We start from the raw sequence: 15,884 nt of genomic DNA on the forward strand, positions 1-15,884 counted from the left end.
TTATTAAATTTCAGAGAAGTCTCTTTATCAGCTTTAATTTTTTTTTTGAATCCTTTACCCACATTAAACAAGAGAATTTATAAATATGAAAAGTTTAAAGATTGATTTTCATATTTAAATGAATTTCTATCAAATTCAGAATAGAGGGAGATAAATCTGAATGCTTATATTTACCCTAAAATCTCAACACATGAAACAAATACTAATGCCTGTAGCAGTGGCGTGCATTCTAGTCTCCTGCAACGAAGGTGAAAAAAATCAAGCAAATTTGACATATCCTGAAACGAAAGAAGTCGATACGGTAGACACCTATTTTGATACTGAGGTGAAAGATCCTTACCGATGGCTGGAAGACGATCGTAGTGATGAAACCGAAGAATGGGTGAAAGCTCAAAATGAACTGACCTTTGGCTTTTTGGAAGACATTCCTTACCGAAATAAGCTAAAAGAACGCCTGTCTGAGGTTTGGAATTATGAAAAAATAGGAGCTCCTTTCAAACGTGGAGAGTATACGTACTTTTCTAAAAATGATGGTCTTCAAAATCAATATGTTTATTATCGGTATAAAAATGAGGAAACTCCAGAAGAGGCTGACATTTTTTTAGACCCTAATACCTTCAGTGAGGACGGAACCACTTCCTTGGCAGGCATGAGTTTTACAGAAGACGGTAAAATGTTGGCCTATTCCATTTCTGAAGGAGGAAGCGACTGGCGTAAAATTATCATTCTGGATGCTGAAACTAAAGAGCAAAAAGGAGATACACTTGTAGATGTGAAATTTAGCGGAGTATCCTGGAAAGCGAATGAAGGCTTTTATTACTCCAGTTATGATAAGCCTGAGGGAAGCGAATTGTCTGCAAAAACAGATCAACATAAGCTATTCTACCACAAACTGGGAACTTCTCAGGATGAAGATGTGTTGGTTTATGGTGGTACTGAAGAAGAAAAGCACCGCTATGTATCTGGAAGTGTAACCGAAGATAATAAATATCTGGTGGTTTCAGCTTCAAAATCAACTTCGGGAAATCGTTTGATGATCAAGGATCTGACTCAGAAAAACTCTGAATTTGTGGACGTTGTAGACACTTATGACAATGATGTCTATGTCATAGAAAATGACGGAAGCAAATTGTTCTTGGTCACCGATAAAGATGCACCAAATAAGAAAATAGTAACCGTAGACGCTAGTGATCCACAATCTGAAAATTGGGAAGATTTTATTCCTGAAACGGAACACGTGCTTTCACCATCTACTGGGGCAGGTTATTTCTTTACAGAATATATGGTAGATGCGGTTTCTCAAGTGAAGCAATACGATTACGAAGGAGAACTGGTAAGAGAAGTCGAGCTTCCAGGTGTTGGATCTGTAGGTGGTTTTGGCGGAAAGAAGGATGCTGAAGAGCTTTATTTTTCCTTTACAAATTATACAACCCCAGGTACCATTTATAAATACAATCCAGAAAATGGTTCTTCTGAGGTATATGTAAAACCTGAGATTGATTTTGATACAGATGCTTACGAAAGCAAGCAAGTTTTTTATACCTCAAAAGACGGCACCGAAATCCCTATGATCATTACCCATAAAAAAGGAATTGAATTGGATGGGACACATCCAACCATGCTTTATGGTTATGGTGGTTTCAACATTTCATTGACGCCATCCTTTAGTACCGCTAACACGGTTTGGCTGGAAAACGGTGGTATTTATGCTGTTGCCAATTTACGTGGTGGAGGAGAATATGGCAAAGACTGGCATAATGCAGGGATTAAATTGAAAAAGCAAAATGTATTTGACGATTTCATCGCAGCTGGAGAATATTTAATTGAAGAAAACTATACCTCTTCAGAAAAACTGGCGATACGCGGAGGTTCTAACGGAGGACTTTTGGTAGGTGCTGCGATGACTCAGCGTCCAGATTTATTTCAAGTGGCCTTACCAGCCGTAGGGGTATTGGATATGTTGCGTTACCACACCTTTACTTCTGGCGCAGGTTGGGCTTACGATTACGGGACATCTGAGGATGATTCAGAAATGTTTGAATATTTGAGAGGCTATTCACCTTTACACAACATCAATGAAGGCACTGAATACCCTGCAACTTTAGTTACTACTGGAGATCATGACGATAGAGTTGTACCGGCGCATAGTTTTAAGTTCGCAGCGGAATTGCAAAGCAAACAGTCTGGAGACAACCCGACCTTGATTCGGATTGAAACCGATGCAGGGCATGGAGCCGGGAAACCCACCTCTAAAATCATTCAGGAATACGCTGATATTTTTGCCTTTACGTTTTATAATATGGGTTACGAGGAGATGTAATCTCAATTTTTTTTAATGAAGATAAGCCCTCTATTTGTTAAGAATAGAGGGCTTATTTTTTTGTAACCTTTCTAGTCCGTACATTTCCGTAATCAAATTAAACAATTATTAAAAATTATGAAATTAATCGGAACAATTTTAATGGTAATAGGCATATTGGGAACTATAGTATTTGGTATTCAAGCCTTTGAGGACTCAGAAAGTTTTAATTTTCTTGGAATGGATATAGCTGTAAGTACCGCTAATTGGACGCCAGTTATTTTAAGTGTAGTGGTTTTGATTGTTGGAATTTTATTGAGACGTGGCAAGTAAAACCCATAACAAATTAATTTTTTTAAAAGTCAAATCTTCAAATGATGACTTATGTAGTTAAATATGATGTTGCTTTTTAAGTCTGTTTTTAACACTAGTGGTTTCGTTAATTAGAATGATAAGCCTATGAATAAGGACTGCATTGACTTAGAATTAAAAAAAACCGACTAGTAAGTTGGGGCTTAAAAAGGTGGTGCCTCCAGTCCCCAAGGCTTTTGGGAGAACCAGGGACACACACGAATCTTTTACACATAAAAAAACCTCAACTAATAAAAGTTGAGGTTAAAAAGGTGGTGCCTCCAGTCCCCAAGGCTTTGGGGAGAACCAGGGACACATACGAATTTTTTACGCATAAAAAAACCCCAACTAATAAAAGTTGAGGTTTAAAAGGTGGTGCCTCCAGCCCCGATGCTTCGGGGGAACCAGGGACTATTTTCTATTGAGAATATCTTTAAGAATTTCAGGTTGTTCAATGATTTTTTTGATAAACTTTCTACTCTTCATGCGTTTGATGAACTTCTCAAGTAAAATAGCATCGTTTTTGGATTGACACTGAAAAGAAAGAACGAGTTTCCAATCATCAGCAATTTTAGTAAAAGCACCTTTAAACTGATGTTGATTGTGAAGATTAACTCTGAAGTCAGCATCAGAAGTTTCACCTACATAAAACTTATCTTTTTGTTTAGAATAAATAATATACAGAAAATGCATTTTATCAGAATTAAAAAAACCCCAACTAATAAAAGTTGAGGTTAAAAAGGTGGTGCCTCCAGGAATCGAACCAGGGACACATGGATTTTCAGTCCATTGCTCTACCAACTGAGCTAAGGCACCAGTTTTAATGCGGGGGCAAATATAAAACCATTATTTAATTAAACAAAAGAAAAGATGAAATATTCTTATCCTTATCTTTGGACTTAAAATCAGTTATGAATTTAGTTGTTGACGTTGGAAATACACAAATCAAATTCGCTGTGTTTGAGGGTGATCAGCTACAAGAAAAACACATTTCAACTTTTGAAAATGCAGTTTCAGATCTTCTGGAACTATTAAGTGCCTTCCCGAATCTTTCTAAAAGTATTATTTCTTCTACTGCGGAGCCTCCAGATGCGCTGAAAAATGCATTATCTCACAGGCTACAACTTATTGAGTTTTCTCACCAAAGCAAATTAAATTTTACAAACGCTTATAAGACTCCAGAAACTTTAGGCTCGGATAGAATTGCTTTAGTGGCTGCAGCAGCAGAAGTCTACCCAAATCAAAATGTTCTGGTCGTCGATGCAGGAACCTGCATAACTTATGACTTCATAGACAAAAATTCAGTTTTTCAAGGAGGTGCTATATCACCTGGATTGCAGATGAGATTTAAAGCCATGCATACGTTTACTGGAAAATTACCGTTGATTACAGAAAGCTTCCAGGGATCAGATTATTTAGGTAAATCTACAAAAGAAGCTATACAAATAGGAGTTCTCAAGTCCATTTGTTATGAAATAGATGGTTATATAGAAGATTATCTTATTGATTATGAAGATTTAACAGTGGTTTTAACAGGTGGAGATTATTATTTGTTGTCAGCATCTATAAAAAATAGCATATTTGCCACTTCTAATTTTTTATTGAAAGGATTAAATAAAATTCTACAACTCAACTCAAATTAATGTTTACAAGATTTATTCTTTTAGTCTCGATACTACTTTTTACGTCATCCTCTCTTCTTGCTCAGCAAGGCTCTTTATCCCCCTACTCATTTTTAGGTATAGGAACCAAAGGATTTAGAGGAACAGTCGAGAACAGAGCTATGGGCGGTTTAGCTAGTATAGGAGACAGTATTCACCTAAACCTTAGAAATCCAGCTGCTTATGCAGATTTAAAATTAACGGCTTTTACGGCAGGTGCAACCTATAATTCAGTTGAATTAGAATCTGACCAAAATTCTGATAACTTAAATTATTTAACCTTAGACTATATTGCGATAGGGCTTCCTTTTAATAATTTGGGTGTAGGCTTTGGGGTTAAGCCAAAAAGCGCAGTGGGATATGAATTAGAGCAATCGTCATCTACTCAGATTTCAAGATTTGATGGTAGAGGTGGACTCAATACAGTTTATTTTTCAGTTGGTTTTGAACCTATCAAAAATTTAAGACTTGGAGCCACTGCCAATTACAATTTTGGTGATATAGAAAATAAGGCCATCGTTTTCAATGAAGGTGTGCAATTTGCTTCAAGAGAAATTAATTTTACAGACATCAATGGATTTTCATTTGATGCTGGAGCACTTTATGATTTGAAACTTACAAATCAGTTAACTTTGAAGTCTTCTGCTAGGTACGAGACGGGATCTTCATTGAGTGTGAATAGAAGAAGAGAATTAGCAACGATACAGTTAGGGCAAAATGAAACCGAAAACGTGATCAATCAAATTGATGTTGAACCTTTGGATACAGAAATTGATTTGCCAGAGATGTATGCTTTTGGATTAGGGCTTGGTGAGGACAAAAAATGGTTTGTTGGTTTAGAGTATGAAAACTATCAGGCGGGAGACTTTTCTGCATTGGCATTCAACTTTGGCCCTGAAGTTGTCCAGAAAGAGTCGAATACTTTTAAATTAGGTGGATTTTATGTGCCTAGGTACAATGACCCCGTAAGCTACTTTAAAAGAGTGGTTTATAGAGCTGGAATAAGGTATGAAGAGAGTGGGCTGGAGTATCAGGGAGAAGATATAAACGAGTTTGGCATATCATTTGGTTTAGGTTTACCTGCCGGTCGGGTTTTTACCAATGCCAACTTAGGAGTTGAATATTTTGAAAGGGGTACAACTTCAAATAATTTAATACAGGAAAATTTTATTAGTGTATTTTTGAGTTTCTCTTTCAACGACAAATGGTTCATTAAATCTAAATATAATTAAATACTTAAAAATTATGAAGTTTAAATTCGTTTTTACACTTTTAGGAGTATTCTTCGCTTTCAATATGGCAAGTGCTCAAGATTGTAATGTGACACTAAGTTTATTTAACGAAAGTGCCAAAGTCAATAACTTTAGCGATGCTTATCCAAAATATAAGCAACTCTTAGAGAATTGTTCAGACTCTCACATACTTATCTATCAGCGAGGGGAAAAAATACTGGAAGGTATGATAGATGAAGAAGAAAATGTCGAGAGAAAACAAGAGTTAGTTCAAGAGTTTATTGATAACCAAATGATGCGTTTGGAGAAGTTCCCAAATAAAACTAAGAAAGCAGACATATACGCAGATATTGCAATGATTCAATATAAAAATGAAGTAGGAAGCTTGGAAGAGCGTCTTGAGGCATTTGAAAAAGTAGTAGAAATTGATAAAGATAATTTTGCCTCACCAGTTGCTTTGTATGCCTATTTTAGAATCGCAAACGATCTTAATGATGCTGGAGAGAGAGACATCCAATTTTTATTCAATAAATACGATGAGGTAATTGAGTTAATCGAAACTCAAGAGAACGATAAGGCTATTGAGGCCAAACCGCTTATTGAAAAGCAGGAAGCTCAAGAAGAGTTAACATCTAGAGAAGCTAGAATTCTAAAAAATTCTGAAATCTACTTGAGAAACTATACCAAGATTAAGGGAAGTGTCAACTCTTTATTAGGATCTAAGGCAGATTGTGATAACTTGATTCCATTATATAACAAGGACTTTGAAGAAAAGAAAACTGATGTTAATTGGTTGAGGAATGCGAACGAAAGACTGTCTGCAAAAGACTGTACAGAAGACCCATTGTTCTTCAAAGTTTCTGAAGCACTTCATCAGATTGAACCTTCTGCGAATTCAGCTTATTCTTTGGGTCAGTTGGCAGAAGCAGAAGGCAACAGAAAGAAAGCCTTAGAATACCTGAATGAAGCTGCAGAGCTGGCTACTGATAAGGGTAGAAAGTCTAGAATATATTACAGAATCGCCAATAACTATAATGCACAGGGTAGTTATTCTCAGGCCAGAACATATTATAGAAGAGCATTGGATAACAAACCATCACTTGGTGTAGCTTATCTAAAAATTGCAGAGATGTATGCCAAAAGTGCTAATGACTGTGGAAACTCAGTTTTTGAGAAGAGAGCGGTTTACTGGTTGGCAGCAGATTATGCAGCCAGAGCAGGACGTGTAGACCCGTCTATTAGTTCTAATGCGAGTGGTGCAGCAGAAAGTTATAAAGGTAGAGCTCCGCAAAAATCGGATATCTTTCAGGAAGATGCAGCTGGAACAAAAATCTCATTTTCAAATTGTTGGATAGGAGAAAGTGTGGTTGTACCAAATCTCTAGAATGTTTATTAAAAAATCAATTATTTACAAAAGCATTGCTGTATGTACATTTACAGCAATGCTTTTTGCTTGTGAGGGAAATCTCAAAGACGTCAAGGAAATGGAAAAAGATTTTCTCACGCCTCAATCCAAAGTTTACGACCTCAATCTGTTTTACACAGATAGTGGGACAGTGAAAGCCAATTTGAGAAGTCCTGAAATGCTGGATTTTTCTAACAGGAGTTTTCCTTTTAGAGAATTTCCTAAGGGTATAGAATTGGATTTTTTTGAGCAGGACTCTAGTAAAAATACAATTGTCTCAGATTACGCAATTCAGTATCTGGAGAGTGGTTTGATAGACTTGAGGGATAATGTGAAAATTGTGACCTCAGACAGCACAATCTTGAGAGGTCCTCAACTCTATTGGGACCAGGAGCAAGAATGGTTATTTACAGATTATAAATACGATTTACAATTACCCAACGGAGCTAGAAACCAAGGGGAAGGTTTTGATTCTGATCAGAAATTTAGTACTTTCAATTCAAGATCCAATACAGGGATCCAATACATACAAGAGTGATGAAATTTTTTAAATATTTTGAGTTTGCTTATATAGCTTTTGCGATTTTCTTCATTATTGAAGCCGTCCGCACCTGGGCCGATAGTGAAAGCAGAGCTTATCTATACCTTTTCTTTTCAGCATTAGCTGTTTTTATGTTCTTTTTCAAAAGAAGATTCCGTAAAAAAATAGAAAATAAAAACAAGAAGTAATGAGTACAGAAGTCCTCATCATTATCTCTTGTCTTCTCCTTTCAGCCTTTTTTTCTGGGATGGAAATTGCCTTTGTATCCTCCAATAAGGTTCACATTGAACTACAGAAAAACCAAACAGACATCATTGCGAGTGTTTTAAAAACACTTACCAAGAAGCCTTCCAAGTTTATAGCAACCATGCTGGTAGGAAATAACATCGCTCTAGTTGTATATGGTTTCTTTATGGGAGATTTGATCATGAATTGGTTTGTAAGCATGCAGCCCGTCGATAATGAATTCCTGAGTTACCTTATTACTGAAGCAAGTCTATTCACTCAGACTTTGATTTCCACTTTAGTTATCCTCTTCACAGCAGAATTCCTTCCAAAGGTGTTTTTTCAAATTTATGCCAATGTACTTTTGAAGGTCTTTAGTGTTCCTGCATTTATTTTTTATTATCTCTTCAGTTTTATTTCCAGCTTCGTGATCTGGATTTCAGATATTATTTTGAAAAAAGTATTTAAAATTGAAGGAGATAAAGTTCAGCTGAATTTTAGTAAAGTTGAATTAGGAGATTACATCAATGAACAGATGGAAGCAGTAGACTCCAAAGAAGACGTGGATTCTGAGATACAGATTTTTCAAAATGCGTTACAATTTTCTGAAGTAAAAGCAAGAGAGGTCATGATTCCCCGTAACGAAATTGTTGCTGTAGATATCTCAGAAGACACTCAAAACTTAACTGAAATCTTTACCAGAACAGGTCTCTCCAAGCTTTTGGTTTATAAAGAAAGCAATGATGACATTGTAGGCTATATTCATTCTTTTGAGATGTTCCGACAGCCCAAAGACATCCAAAGTATCTTGATGCCGGTAGTATTTGTTCCAGAGACTATGCTGGTAAAAGAAATCCTGAATATCCTCATCAAAAAAGGTAAAAGTATAGCTGTGGTCGTAGATGAATATGGGGGAACAAGTGGTATGATGACCGTTGAAGATATCGTCGAAGAATTATTTGGTGAGATTGAAGATGAGCACGATTCTGTTATTTTGGTTGAAGAAGTTATCAGAGAAAATGTATATAAATTTTCGGCTAGACTCGATGTAGATTACATCAATGAAAAGTACGATATCAATCTGCCGGAAAATGAAAATTATGAAACCCTTGGCGGCATGATTGTGAACACTACTGAAGAAATTCCAGAAGTTGGTGAAGAAGTTATGATCGACCAATTTAAGATTAAAATTCTGGAAGCATCCAATAAAAAAATTGACTTGGTTTCCATCAAAGTTTTTAACGATGACTGATGTTTTCAATCCTTTCACTTACTTCTAAAAGGCTTGGTTTTCCTTGCGATTATCACCACAATAAAACGAATTAAATATTTTGAACAACAAGGTTTTATATATGGGCTAATTATCTTATTTTCGCCCCCTATATTTCTTAAAATATCCTAAAATGGCAATACTTAGTAAAATTAGAGAACGTACGGTTTTCCTCATAGTCATCATAGCATTAGCTTTATTTGCTTTTGTTCTTACAGACTTATTTAGAAACGGTGGGTTTTCTGCAGATAAAGCATCCAGTTCTGTTGGTGTGATTGGTGATGAAGAAATCGGTAGAGAGCAATTTGCTTCCGAGGTTGAAAATATTGTCCAGCAAAGTCAAGGAAGAACAAGCTCAGTTCAAGCTGCAAAGCAAGCCTGGGAAAATAACCTTCGTAGAACTTTGCTTAAGCAGGAATTCGAAAAGCTTGGTCTTGAAGTTGGTACAGATCAAATTACAGATGCTATGGCAGAGCAACTAGCTGGTGATCCTAGATTTTCCAATGAAGCAGGGTTTTTTGACGAAGCTAAATTAAAGCAGTTTATCGCTGAGTTGAAAGTAACTTCACCAGAGCAATACCAGCAATGGGTGAATTTTGAAAAGTCCATGGAAGTTAATGCTAAGTCTCAGCTTTACTTCAATATGGTGAGAGCTGGTGTACAGGCAACTCTTCTGGAAGGACAGCAAGTTTATCACCAGGAAAATGATAATTTAACCTTTGAATTTGTAAAAATTCCTTTTGACTCTGCAGAAGACGTAGAAATTTCAAAATCGGATATTAAGAGCTATATCAACGACCACAAAGAGCGTTTTCAACAGGAAGCAAAAAGAGATATAGAGTTTGTTTCCTTTGAGGAAAAAGCATCAGAGGAAGATAATGAAGCAGTTTTAGCTGAAATTGAAAAACTGATTTCTGGAGAGAATGACAACTTTAAAACAATTGAAAACGTTGAAGAATTTTTAGCAGTAAATTCTGAAACTCCTTATAACGACACATATACATTCGAATACGATATCAAAGGAGAATTTGCTGAGGATATCCTTGGTCTTGATGTGAACGAAGTTTACGGGCCATATTTTGAGAATGAAAGCTATAAGTTGACTAGAATGCTTGAGCGCTCACAAAAGCCAGATTCAGTAAAAACCAGTCACATCCTTGTCACTTATGATGGAACACGTGTCGATGGTTCTGTTACCAGATCCAAAGAAGAAGCAAAAAGTCTTGCCGATAGTATCAATTCTGTAGTCAAAAGAAACTCAGATAAGTTTGCAGAATTGGCTACTGAGTTTTCATCAGATCGTCAAAGCGCAGAAAAAGGTGGAGATTTGGATTGGATTCCCTACGGTGCTTTGGTGCCAGAATTTAATGATTACGTTTTTGAAGAAGCTAGGGTTAACTCTTACGGGGTTGTTGAAACTGATTTTGGTTTTCATGTGATTTATGTGGAAGAAAGAACTTCTCCAAAAGATGTTGTGAAATTGGCTACTGTTACTAAAAGAGTGGAGCCATCAGAGAAAACCTTGAATGAGCTTTACCGTTCTGCAAGTAAGTTTGAACTGGCAGCAAAGGAAAATGATTTCCGTACAGAGGCAGATACCTTAGGAAAAACTGTCAAACCAGTGAGTGGAATCAACAAGTTGGATGAAAGCATTCCAGGTGCAGGAAGACAAAGATCCATTGTGAAATGGGCTTTTGAAGACGGAACCAAAGTTGGAGACGTGAAGAGTTTCGATACCGGAAACGGATATATTGTAGCTAGAGTTACTAAAAAGACCAAGAAAGGTTTGAAAACACCTGAGGAAGCCTCTGCAGCTGTAACTCCAATCTTAAAAAAGCGAAAACAAGCTGAAAAGATTATGGCTCAGATTAAAGAAAATGATTTAGATGCTATAGCAGCAAGCTTTGGACAAATCAAACAAAAAGCAACCTTGATCAACATGAGCAATCCAGTTATACCTGGTGGAGGTAGAGAGCCAAAAATCGTTGGTGCTGCTTTTGCTATGGAAGAAGGACAGGTTTCCAAACCACTTCAAGGCAGGTCTGGTGTTTACGTAATTCAACTTCTTGAAAAGAAAACAGCAGAACAATTGCCTTCCTATAGATCCATCGCCAAAGAAGAAACTGAAAAACGAACACGCTCTTTGATGAACCCTAGAACAAGCCCTATTATAGAAGCTCTAAAAAACAGTAAAGAAATCGAAGACAACCGTCATTTGATTTACTAATCAAATTAGAGTGTAAGATTAAATAAGCCCTTCAGCTATAAGTTGAAGGGTTTATTTTATAAAGACATTTCCTGGAAATTCAGTATTGTTTTGAATCCTTTATTTGTGAAGTATTCTGAAGGATTTGACCTGCTTAGTACCATGATAAAATCACCACCCCAAGCTCCAAGGCTTTTGATCCCTCCTTTGAAATCAGAAAATAATCGAGTTTTAATCGGTTCTACTTGAAGCACTTTTGAAAGAAGAGCTTCATGTTGGCTTATTAGATCTTCGGCCTCTTCTAGTGTCTTAACTTTCTGAAACTTCTCTGTGATCGAATTTACTTCTGAAATTAACCCTTTCAGATCTTTTGGTTTTACAGCTTTGTAATTCGAAATAGCATCCCTGCTGTTTTGTTTTTGCTCTAGATGCACAAAATAAATGAAAGCTTTTAAGTGTTCTGGAATTTTAGCTTCTTCTATTTTAGGGATTTGGTTATCGATTTGGTAAGTTAGCGCTGTTTTTGAATCTGCACAAGCAATATCATAACCGCTTCCACCAAAGGTTTTGCTTAATAAGTCATAAGGATTCACCTTTGCCCATTTGGCTAGATTGGCAATAAGTGTAGAAGATGTTCCTAGTCCCCAGTCCTTAGGAAATTCAAGGTGAGTTTTGAAATTGTAGTTTTGAGTAAATCCTTCAGAATTGAGCTGAAAAGCTTCTTTTAAAATTTGAAAAAGCCGTTTTTCAACATCGCTTTCACCTTCAAGTTCATAAGTGACCACTTTTTGAAGATCAAATTCAGTTTTCAGCCAGGCTTTGTTTTGATGATCATAGCTTAGCCATGTAGAAATTCCATCATGAGTTGGACTTACTTCTAGGTATTGACCATATTTACAAGGAATAGCTAGTGCCTTGGCTCCATCCAAAACCAAATATTCACCTGTTAGAAGAAGTTTTCCGTGACTATAAAACTGCTGAGTTTTCACTAAGCTCTCATTTTTTTAAGCAGATTAATTACTTCGGAATGTGTTACCGTATGCGTTTTGAAATATTCCACAGCATCTGCTCTTTCGGTTTCGTTTGCTTCAAATTGGTTGAGAATATTCATCAGATGCATTTTCATATGACCTTTTTGAATTCCAGTAGTCACCAGCGAATTAACCGCTGCAAAATTTTGAGCAAGACCTGCAACTGCTGTAAGCCTCATTAGTTCCTCTGCTGAAGGATGATTGAGCATGGCTAAACATAACTTCACAAGAGGATGAAGGCTCGTTAGGCCGCCAATAGTACCAAGGGCTAAGGGAACTTCAATCCAAAATTTGAAATTGCCATCTTCTACCTTTACATGAGTAAGGCTGCTATACTGGCCTTTTCTCGAAGCATATGCGTGCACACCTGCTTCAATGGCTCTAAAGTCGTTTCCTGTTGCCAAAACCACGGCATCAATGCCATTCATGATGCCTTTGTTATGAGTAACAGCTCGATAAGGTTCTATTTCCGCTATTTTAATTGCTTGTGAAAACTTGCGAACAAACCGCTCAGCCTCTTCTTTGGTATCACCCAAGGCAGAAACTGGGCAGGAAACCTTTGCTCTTACCAGGCACTCTGGAACATAATTGGAAAGAATGCACATAATGACTTCAGGATAGGTGTCTTCAGAAATAAACTCCTGATATGATCTTGCTTCAGCTTCCAAAGTGTGGCCAAATTGTTCCAAACACGAGTTGATGAAATTTGCTCCCATGGCATCCACAGTTTCAAACGTACAGTAGAGCTGGTAATAATTCTTAAGGGAATCTGTTTTGTTGATGAGTTGGATGTCTTTTATTCCTCCGCCTCTCTTCTCCATGTTCTTAGTAATAGAAGCAGTCTCAGAGAAAAATTTCGATTTAACGGAGTTAAAAAATGCCTTCAGATGCTCAGGGTTTCCCTCAAAGTTGAAATGTACGTGTCCCACTTTAGTGGTTCCAAGAATTTCAGTTTTAAAGCCTCCTTTATCAAGCCAAAATTTCGCTGCTTTGCTGGCAGCGGCTATCACAGAGCTTTCTTCTATGGCCATAGGGATAGCGTACAGCTTTCCATCTATCTCAAAATTGGGAGCTACTCCAAGCGGTAAATAATAATTGGAAATGGTATTTTCAGTAAACTCGTCGTGAAGCTTTTGAAGCGCTTCGTCAGAATTCCAGTATTGTTTAATTACGCTTTTAGCTTGTGGATAATTGGACAGATAATGGGTTGTAATCCAATCTATTTTTTCAAGTTTGGTCAACTTGGAGAAGCCAGAAATTTGAGACATTTGAATTCTTTAAAAAAATGAACTACAAAGATACACTTCATATCTTATCATGCACTTTGTGGATGGTATTCTATTTTAGAACTGTAGAATCGGCCGTAACTTGACTAAAGTCCTGCCAAATCTGTGTTTAATTGGACTTTTAATAAAAAAAGTGAGTGTTTTTTGGTGTTTTTTTAGTAAAATTGACCTCCAAATTAAACACCATGAAAAGCCCTAAAGTTATATTAAGTTTATTTGTCATTTTTTTGACCAGTTCACTAGTTTCATTACATGCCCAAACCAAGGATATTACTTTAGAAGAAATCTGGGGAGGAGAATTTAGTCAAGAGCGTATGCAAAATTTACAATCTTTAAAAGATGGTAAATCTTACATTGTTCAGGATTACGATAGGGCAAATCAAAATATGAAAGTTGAAATCTTCAGTTATGAAACTGGAGAAAAAACGGGAACCCTCATCAGCAGTAAATCAATACCTGGGTTATCAGTTTTTCAAACTTTTGAATTGAGTGAGGATGAGACCAAAGTCATCTTAGGAACCGACGTGGAATCCATCTTCAGAAGATCTACAAGAGGTGTGTACTACGTTTACGATTTAGAAAGTGAGAATTTGATAAAAATCGATGATAATAAAATTCAATCTCCTGCTTTTTCACCAAAAGGAGATAAAATAGCATTTGTTAAAGACAACAATATCTTTTATAAAGATCTAGAAACTAATTCAGTTGCAAAAGTTACTACAGACGGTGTAAAGAATAAAATCATCAATGGGGTTACAGACTGGGTTTATGAAGAAGAATTTGGGTTCGTAAAAGCTTTTGAATGGAATCCCAGCGGTACTAAAATTGCCTACTTAAAGTTTGATGAAAGCGAAGTGCCGGAATTCTCAATGGATTTGTATGGATCTTATGGCCAGGATTTGTATCCCTCTCAGGATGTTTTCAAATATCCAAAAGCTGGTGAAGATAATGCTGAAGTAAGTTTGCATCTTTTCGATTTGGATACGAAAAGCAATTCCAAAATAAACTTAGGTGAATATGAGTACCTGCCAAGGTTGGAGTGGACTCAGGATGAAGACTTATTTAGCGTACAAAGTTTAAATAGATATCAGAATGAGCTAAAACTTTATCTGATCAACGCTGAGACCAAAGAGTCTAAGTTGGTGATTACAGAAAAGGACAATGCTTACGTAGATGTCACCAACGATTTGACATTTCTTAACAATAATAGTTTTATATGGACTAGCGAAAAGGATGGGTGGAAACATATCTATCATTATGCTGAAGATGGAAAACTAATCAATCAGGTGACCAGTGGCGCCTGGGAAGTGACCAATTTTTATGGCTTTGACAATAAGTCCGGACGGATTTATTTTCAAAGTACAGAAAATGGAAGTGTGAATAGAGATGTGTACTCTGTGCTTGCAAATGGAAAAAATAAATTGAGACTCACTCGAAGAACTGGAACTCACAGAGCAGATTTTAGTGCAGACTTCACCTATTTTGTCAACACATTTACAAACACCAAAACGCCACCAGTTTACACGCTCAACAAAGCAAGTAACGGCGAACTGGTAAGGGATATTAAGGATAATTCTGCTTTGCTCAATAAGCTTGAAAATTACAATTTGTCTCCAAAAGAACTGTCTACTATTGAAGTCAATGGCAACAAGTTGAACACATGGATGATAAAACCACCAAATTTTAATCCTGAAAACACCTACCCTTTACTAATGTTTCAATATTCTGGCCCAGGTTCTCAGTCGGTTTCCAATACTTTCTTTGGGACCAACGATTACTGGTATCAAATGCTTGCTCAACAAGGTTATATTGTAGCCTGTGTAGATGGAAGAGGAACAGGCTTTAAGGGAAGAGATTTCAAAAAAGTTACCCAAAAAGAGTTGGGTAAATTTGAACTTGAAGATCAAATTTCTGCAGCTAAATTATTTGGAGAAAGAGACTTTATAGATGCAGATAGAATTGGTATCTGGGGGTGGAGTTACGGCGGTTTTATGGCGTCTAATGCAATGTTCCAGGCCAATGACGTGTTTAAGGCTGCTATCGCTGTGGCACCTGTGACCAGTTGGAGATTTTATGATACGGTTTACACCGAGCGTTACATGACTACACCACAGGAAAATGCTTCTGGCTATGATGATAATTCACCTATAAGTCACGTCGATAAATTTGATAAAGGCAATTATCTTTTAGTTCATGGGAGTGCAGATGATAACGTGCATGTTCAAAATACCATGCAACTCATAGAGGCATTAGTGCAAGCCAACAAACAATTTGACTGGAGAATTTATCCAGACAAGAATCATGGAATTTACGGAGGAAATACACGATTACACTTGTACACTCTGATGACTAAATTTATTAAAGAAAACCTATAACC

The 15,884-nt window shown here is 36.7% G+C and carries 13 protein-coding genes and 1 tRNA gene; 10 read left to right on the top strand and 4 right to left on the bottom strand.

All coding sequences use genetic code 11. The features are described from left to right. The first annotated feature begins 190 nt into the window (after positions 1 to 190). Entirely contained in the window at positions 191 to 2,320 is a 2,130-nt protein-coding gene (locus LB454_RS09035; protein ID WP_224464342.1) for a prolyl oligopeptidase family serine peptidase, read from the top strand. A 117-nt stretch (positions 2,321 to 2,437) separates the two neighbouring features. Next, positions 2,438 to 2,632: a hypothetical protein gene (locus LB454_RS09040; protein ID WP_224464343.1), complete on the top strand. Its 195-nt coding sequence runs from the start codon at positions 2,438 to 2,440 to the stop codon at positions 2,630 to 2,632. Positions 2,633 to 3,061: 429 nt separating this feature from the next. Here the strand turns inward: LB454_RS09040 and LB454_RS09045 are convergent, their stop codons facing one another. Together LB454_RS09045 and LB454_RS09050 are read right to left on the bottom strand one after the other, a co-directional pair. After that, the gene (locus tag LB454_RS09045) at positions 3,062 to 3,343 is read right to left on the bottom strand and encodes a GIY-YIG nuclease family protein (RefSeq protein WP_224464344.1); all 282 of its coding nucleotides are present in this window, start codon (positions 3,341 to 3,343) and stop codon (positions 3,062 to 3,064) included. A 50-nt stretch (positions 3,344 to 3,393) separates the two neighbouring features. Then, positions 3,394 to 3,466: transfer RNA gene (locus LB454_RS09050), tRNA-Phe, on the bottom strand. Positions 3,467 to 3,561: 95 nt separating this feature from the next. Between LB454_RS09050 and LB454_RS09055 the strand changes: the two genes are divergently transcribed. The 7 genes from LB454_RS09055 to LB454_RS09085 all read left to right on the top strand — a co-directional run bounded on the left by LB454_RS09055 (position 3,562) and on the right by LB454_RS09085 (position 11,211). Further along, positions 3,562 to 4,293 carry a type III pantothenate kinase gene (locus LB454_RS09055; protein ID WP_224464345.1) on the top strand — a complete coding sequence of 244 codons (732 nt, stop codon included), beginning with the start codon at positions 3,562 to 3,564 and terminating at the stop codon, positions 4,291 to 4,293. Beyond that, a complete protein-coding gene (locus tag LB454_RS09060) occupies positions 4,293 to 5,543 on the top strand; it encodes a lipid outer membrane transport protein FadL-like protein (RefSeq protein ID WP_224464346.1) in 1,251 nt (416 codons plus the stop codon). Before LB454_RS09055 ends, LB454_RS09060 begins: the two co-directional genes overlap by 1 nt. Positions 5,544 to 5,556: 13 nt before the next feature. Next, on the top strand, positions 5,557 to 6,927 hold the full coding sequence (locus tag LB454_RS09065; protein WP_224464347.1) for a tetratricopeptide repeat protein: 1,371 nt from the start codon (positions 5,557 to 5,559) through the stop codon (positions 6,925 to 6,927). A 1-nt stretch (position 6,928) separates the two neighbouring features. Then, positions 6,929 to 7,486: an LPS export ABC transporter periplasmic protein LptC gene (gene lptC / locus LB454_RS09070; RefSeq protein ID WP_224464348.1), complete on the top strand. Its 558-nt coding sequence runs from the start codon at positions 6,929 to 6,931 to the stop codon at positions 7,484 to 7,486. Beyond that, positions 7,486 to 7,677 (top strand): hypothetical protein, encoded by a 192-nt coding sequence (locus LB454_RS09075; RefSeq protein ID WP_224464349.1) that lies wholly within the window; start codon positions 7,486 to 7,488, stop codon positions 7,675 to 7,677. The genes lptC and LB454_RS09075 overlap by 1 nt, the downstream gene beginning before the upstream one ends. Next, positions 7,677 to 8,966, top strand: a complete 1,290-nt coding sequence (locus LB454_RS09080) for a hemolysin family protein (protein WP_224464350.1) — start codon at positions 7,677 to 7,679, stop codon at positions 8,964 to 8,966. The genes LB454_RS09075 and LB454_RS09080 overlap by 1 nt, the downstream gene beginning before the upstream one ends. 151 nt (positions 8,967 to 9,117) lie before the next feature. After that, positions 9,118 to 11,211 (top strand): peptidylprolyl isomerase, encoded by a 2,094-nt coding sequence (locus LB454_RS09085; protein WP_224464351.1) that lies wholly within the window; start codon positions 9,118 to 9,120, stop codon positions 11,209 to 11,211. A 56-nt stretch (positions 11,212 to 11,267) separates the two neighbouring features. Here LB454_RS09085 and LB454_RS09090 read toward each other — a convergent pair whose 3' ends face one another. Then, entirely contained in the window at positions 11,268 to 12,179 is a 912-nt protein-coding gene (locus LB454_RS09090) for a GYDIA family GHMP kinase (RefSeq protein ID WP_224464352.1), read from the bottom strand. Beyond that, a complete protein-coding gene (locus LB454_RS09095) occupies positions 12,179 to 13,489 on the bottom strand; it encodes a hydroxymethylglutaryl-CoA reductase, degradative (RefSeq protein ID WP_224464353.1) in 1,311 nt (436 codons plus the stop codon). Before LB454_RS09095 ends, LB454_RS09090 begins: the two co-directional genes overlap by 1 nt. A gap of 203 nt (positions 13,490 to 13,692) precedes the next feature. Between LB454_RS09095 and LB454_RS09100 the strand changes: the two genes are divergently transcribed. Continuing rightward, entirely contained in the window at positions 13,693 to 15,882 is a 2,190-nt protein-coding gene (locus LB454_RS09100) for a S9 family peptidase (RefSeq protein WP_224464354.1), read from the top strand. Positions 15,883 to 15,884: the final 2 nt, after the last annotated feature.

This window comes from Psychroflexus montanilacus (assembly GCF_020164535.1).
Classification (GTDB): Bacteria; Bacteroidota; Bacteroidia; order Flavobacteriales; family Flavobacteriaceae; genus Psychroflexus; species Psychroflexus montanilacus.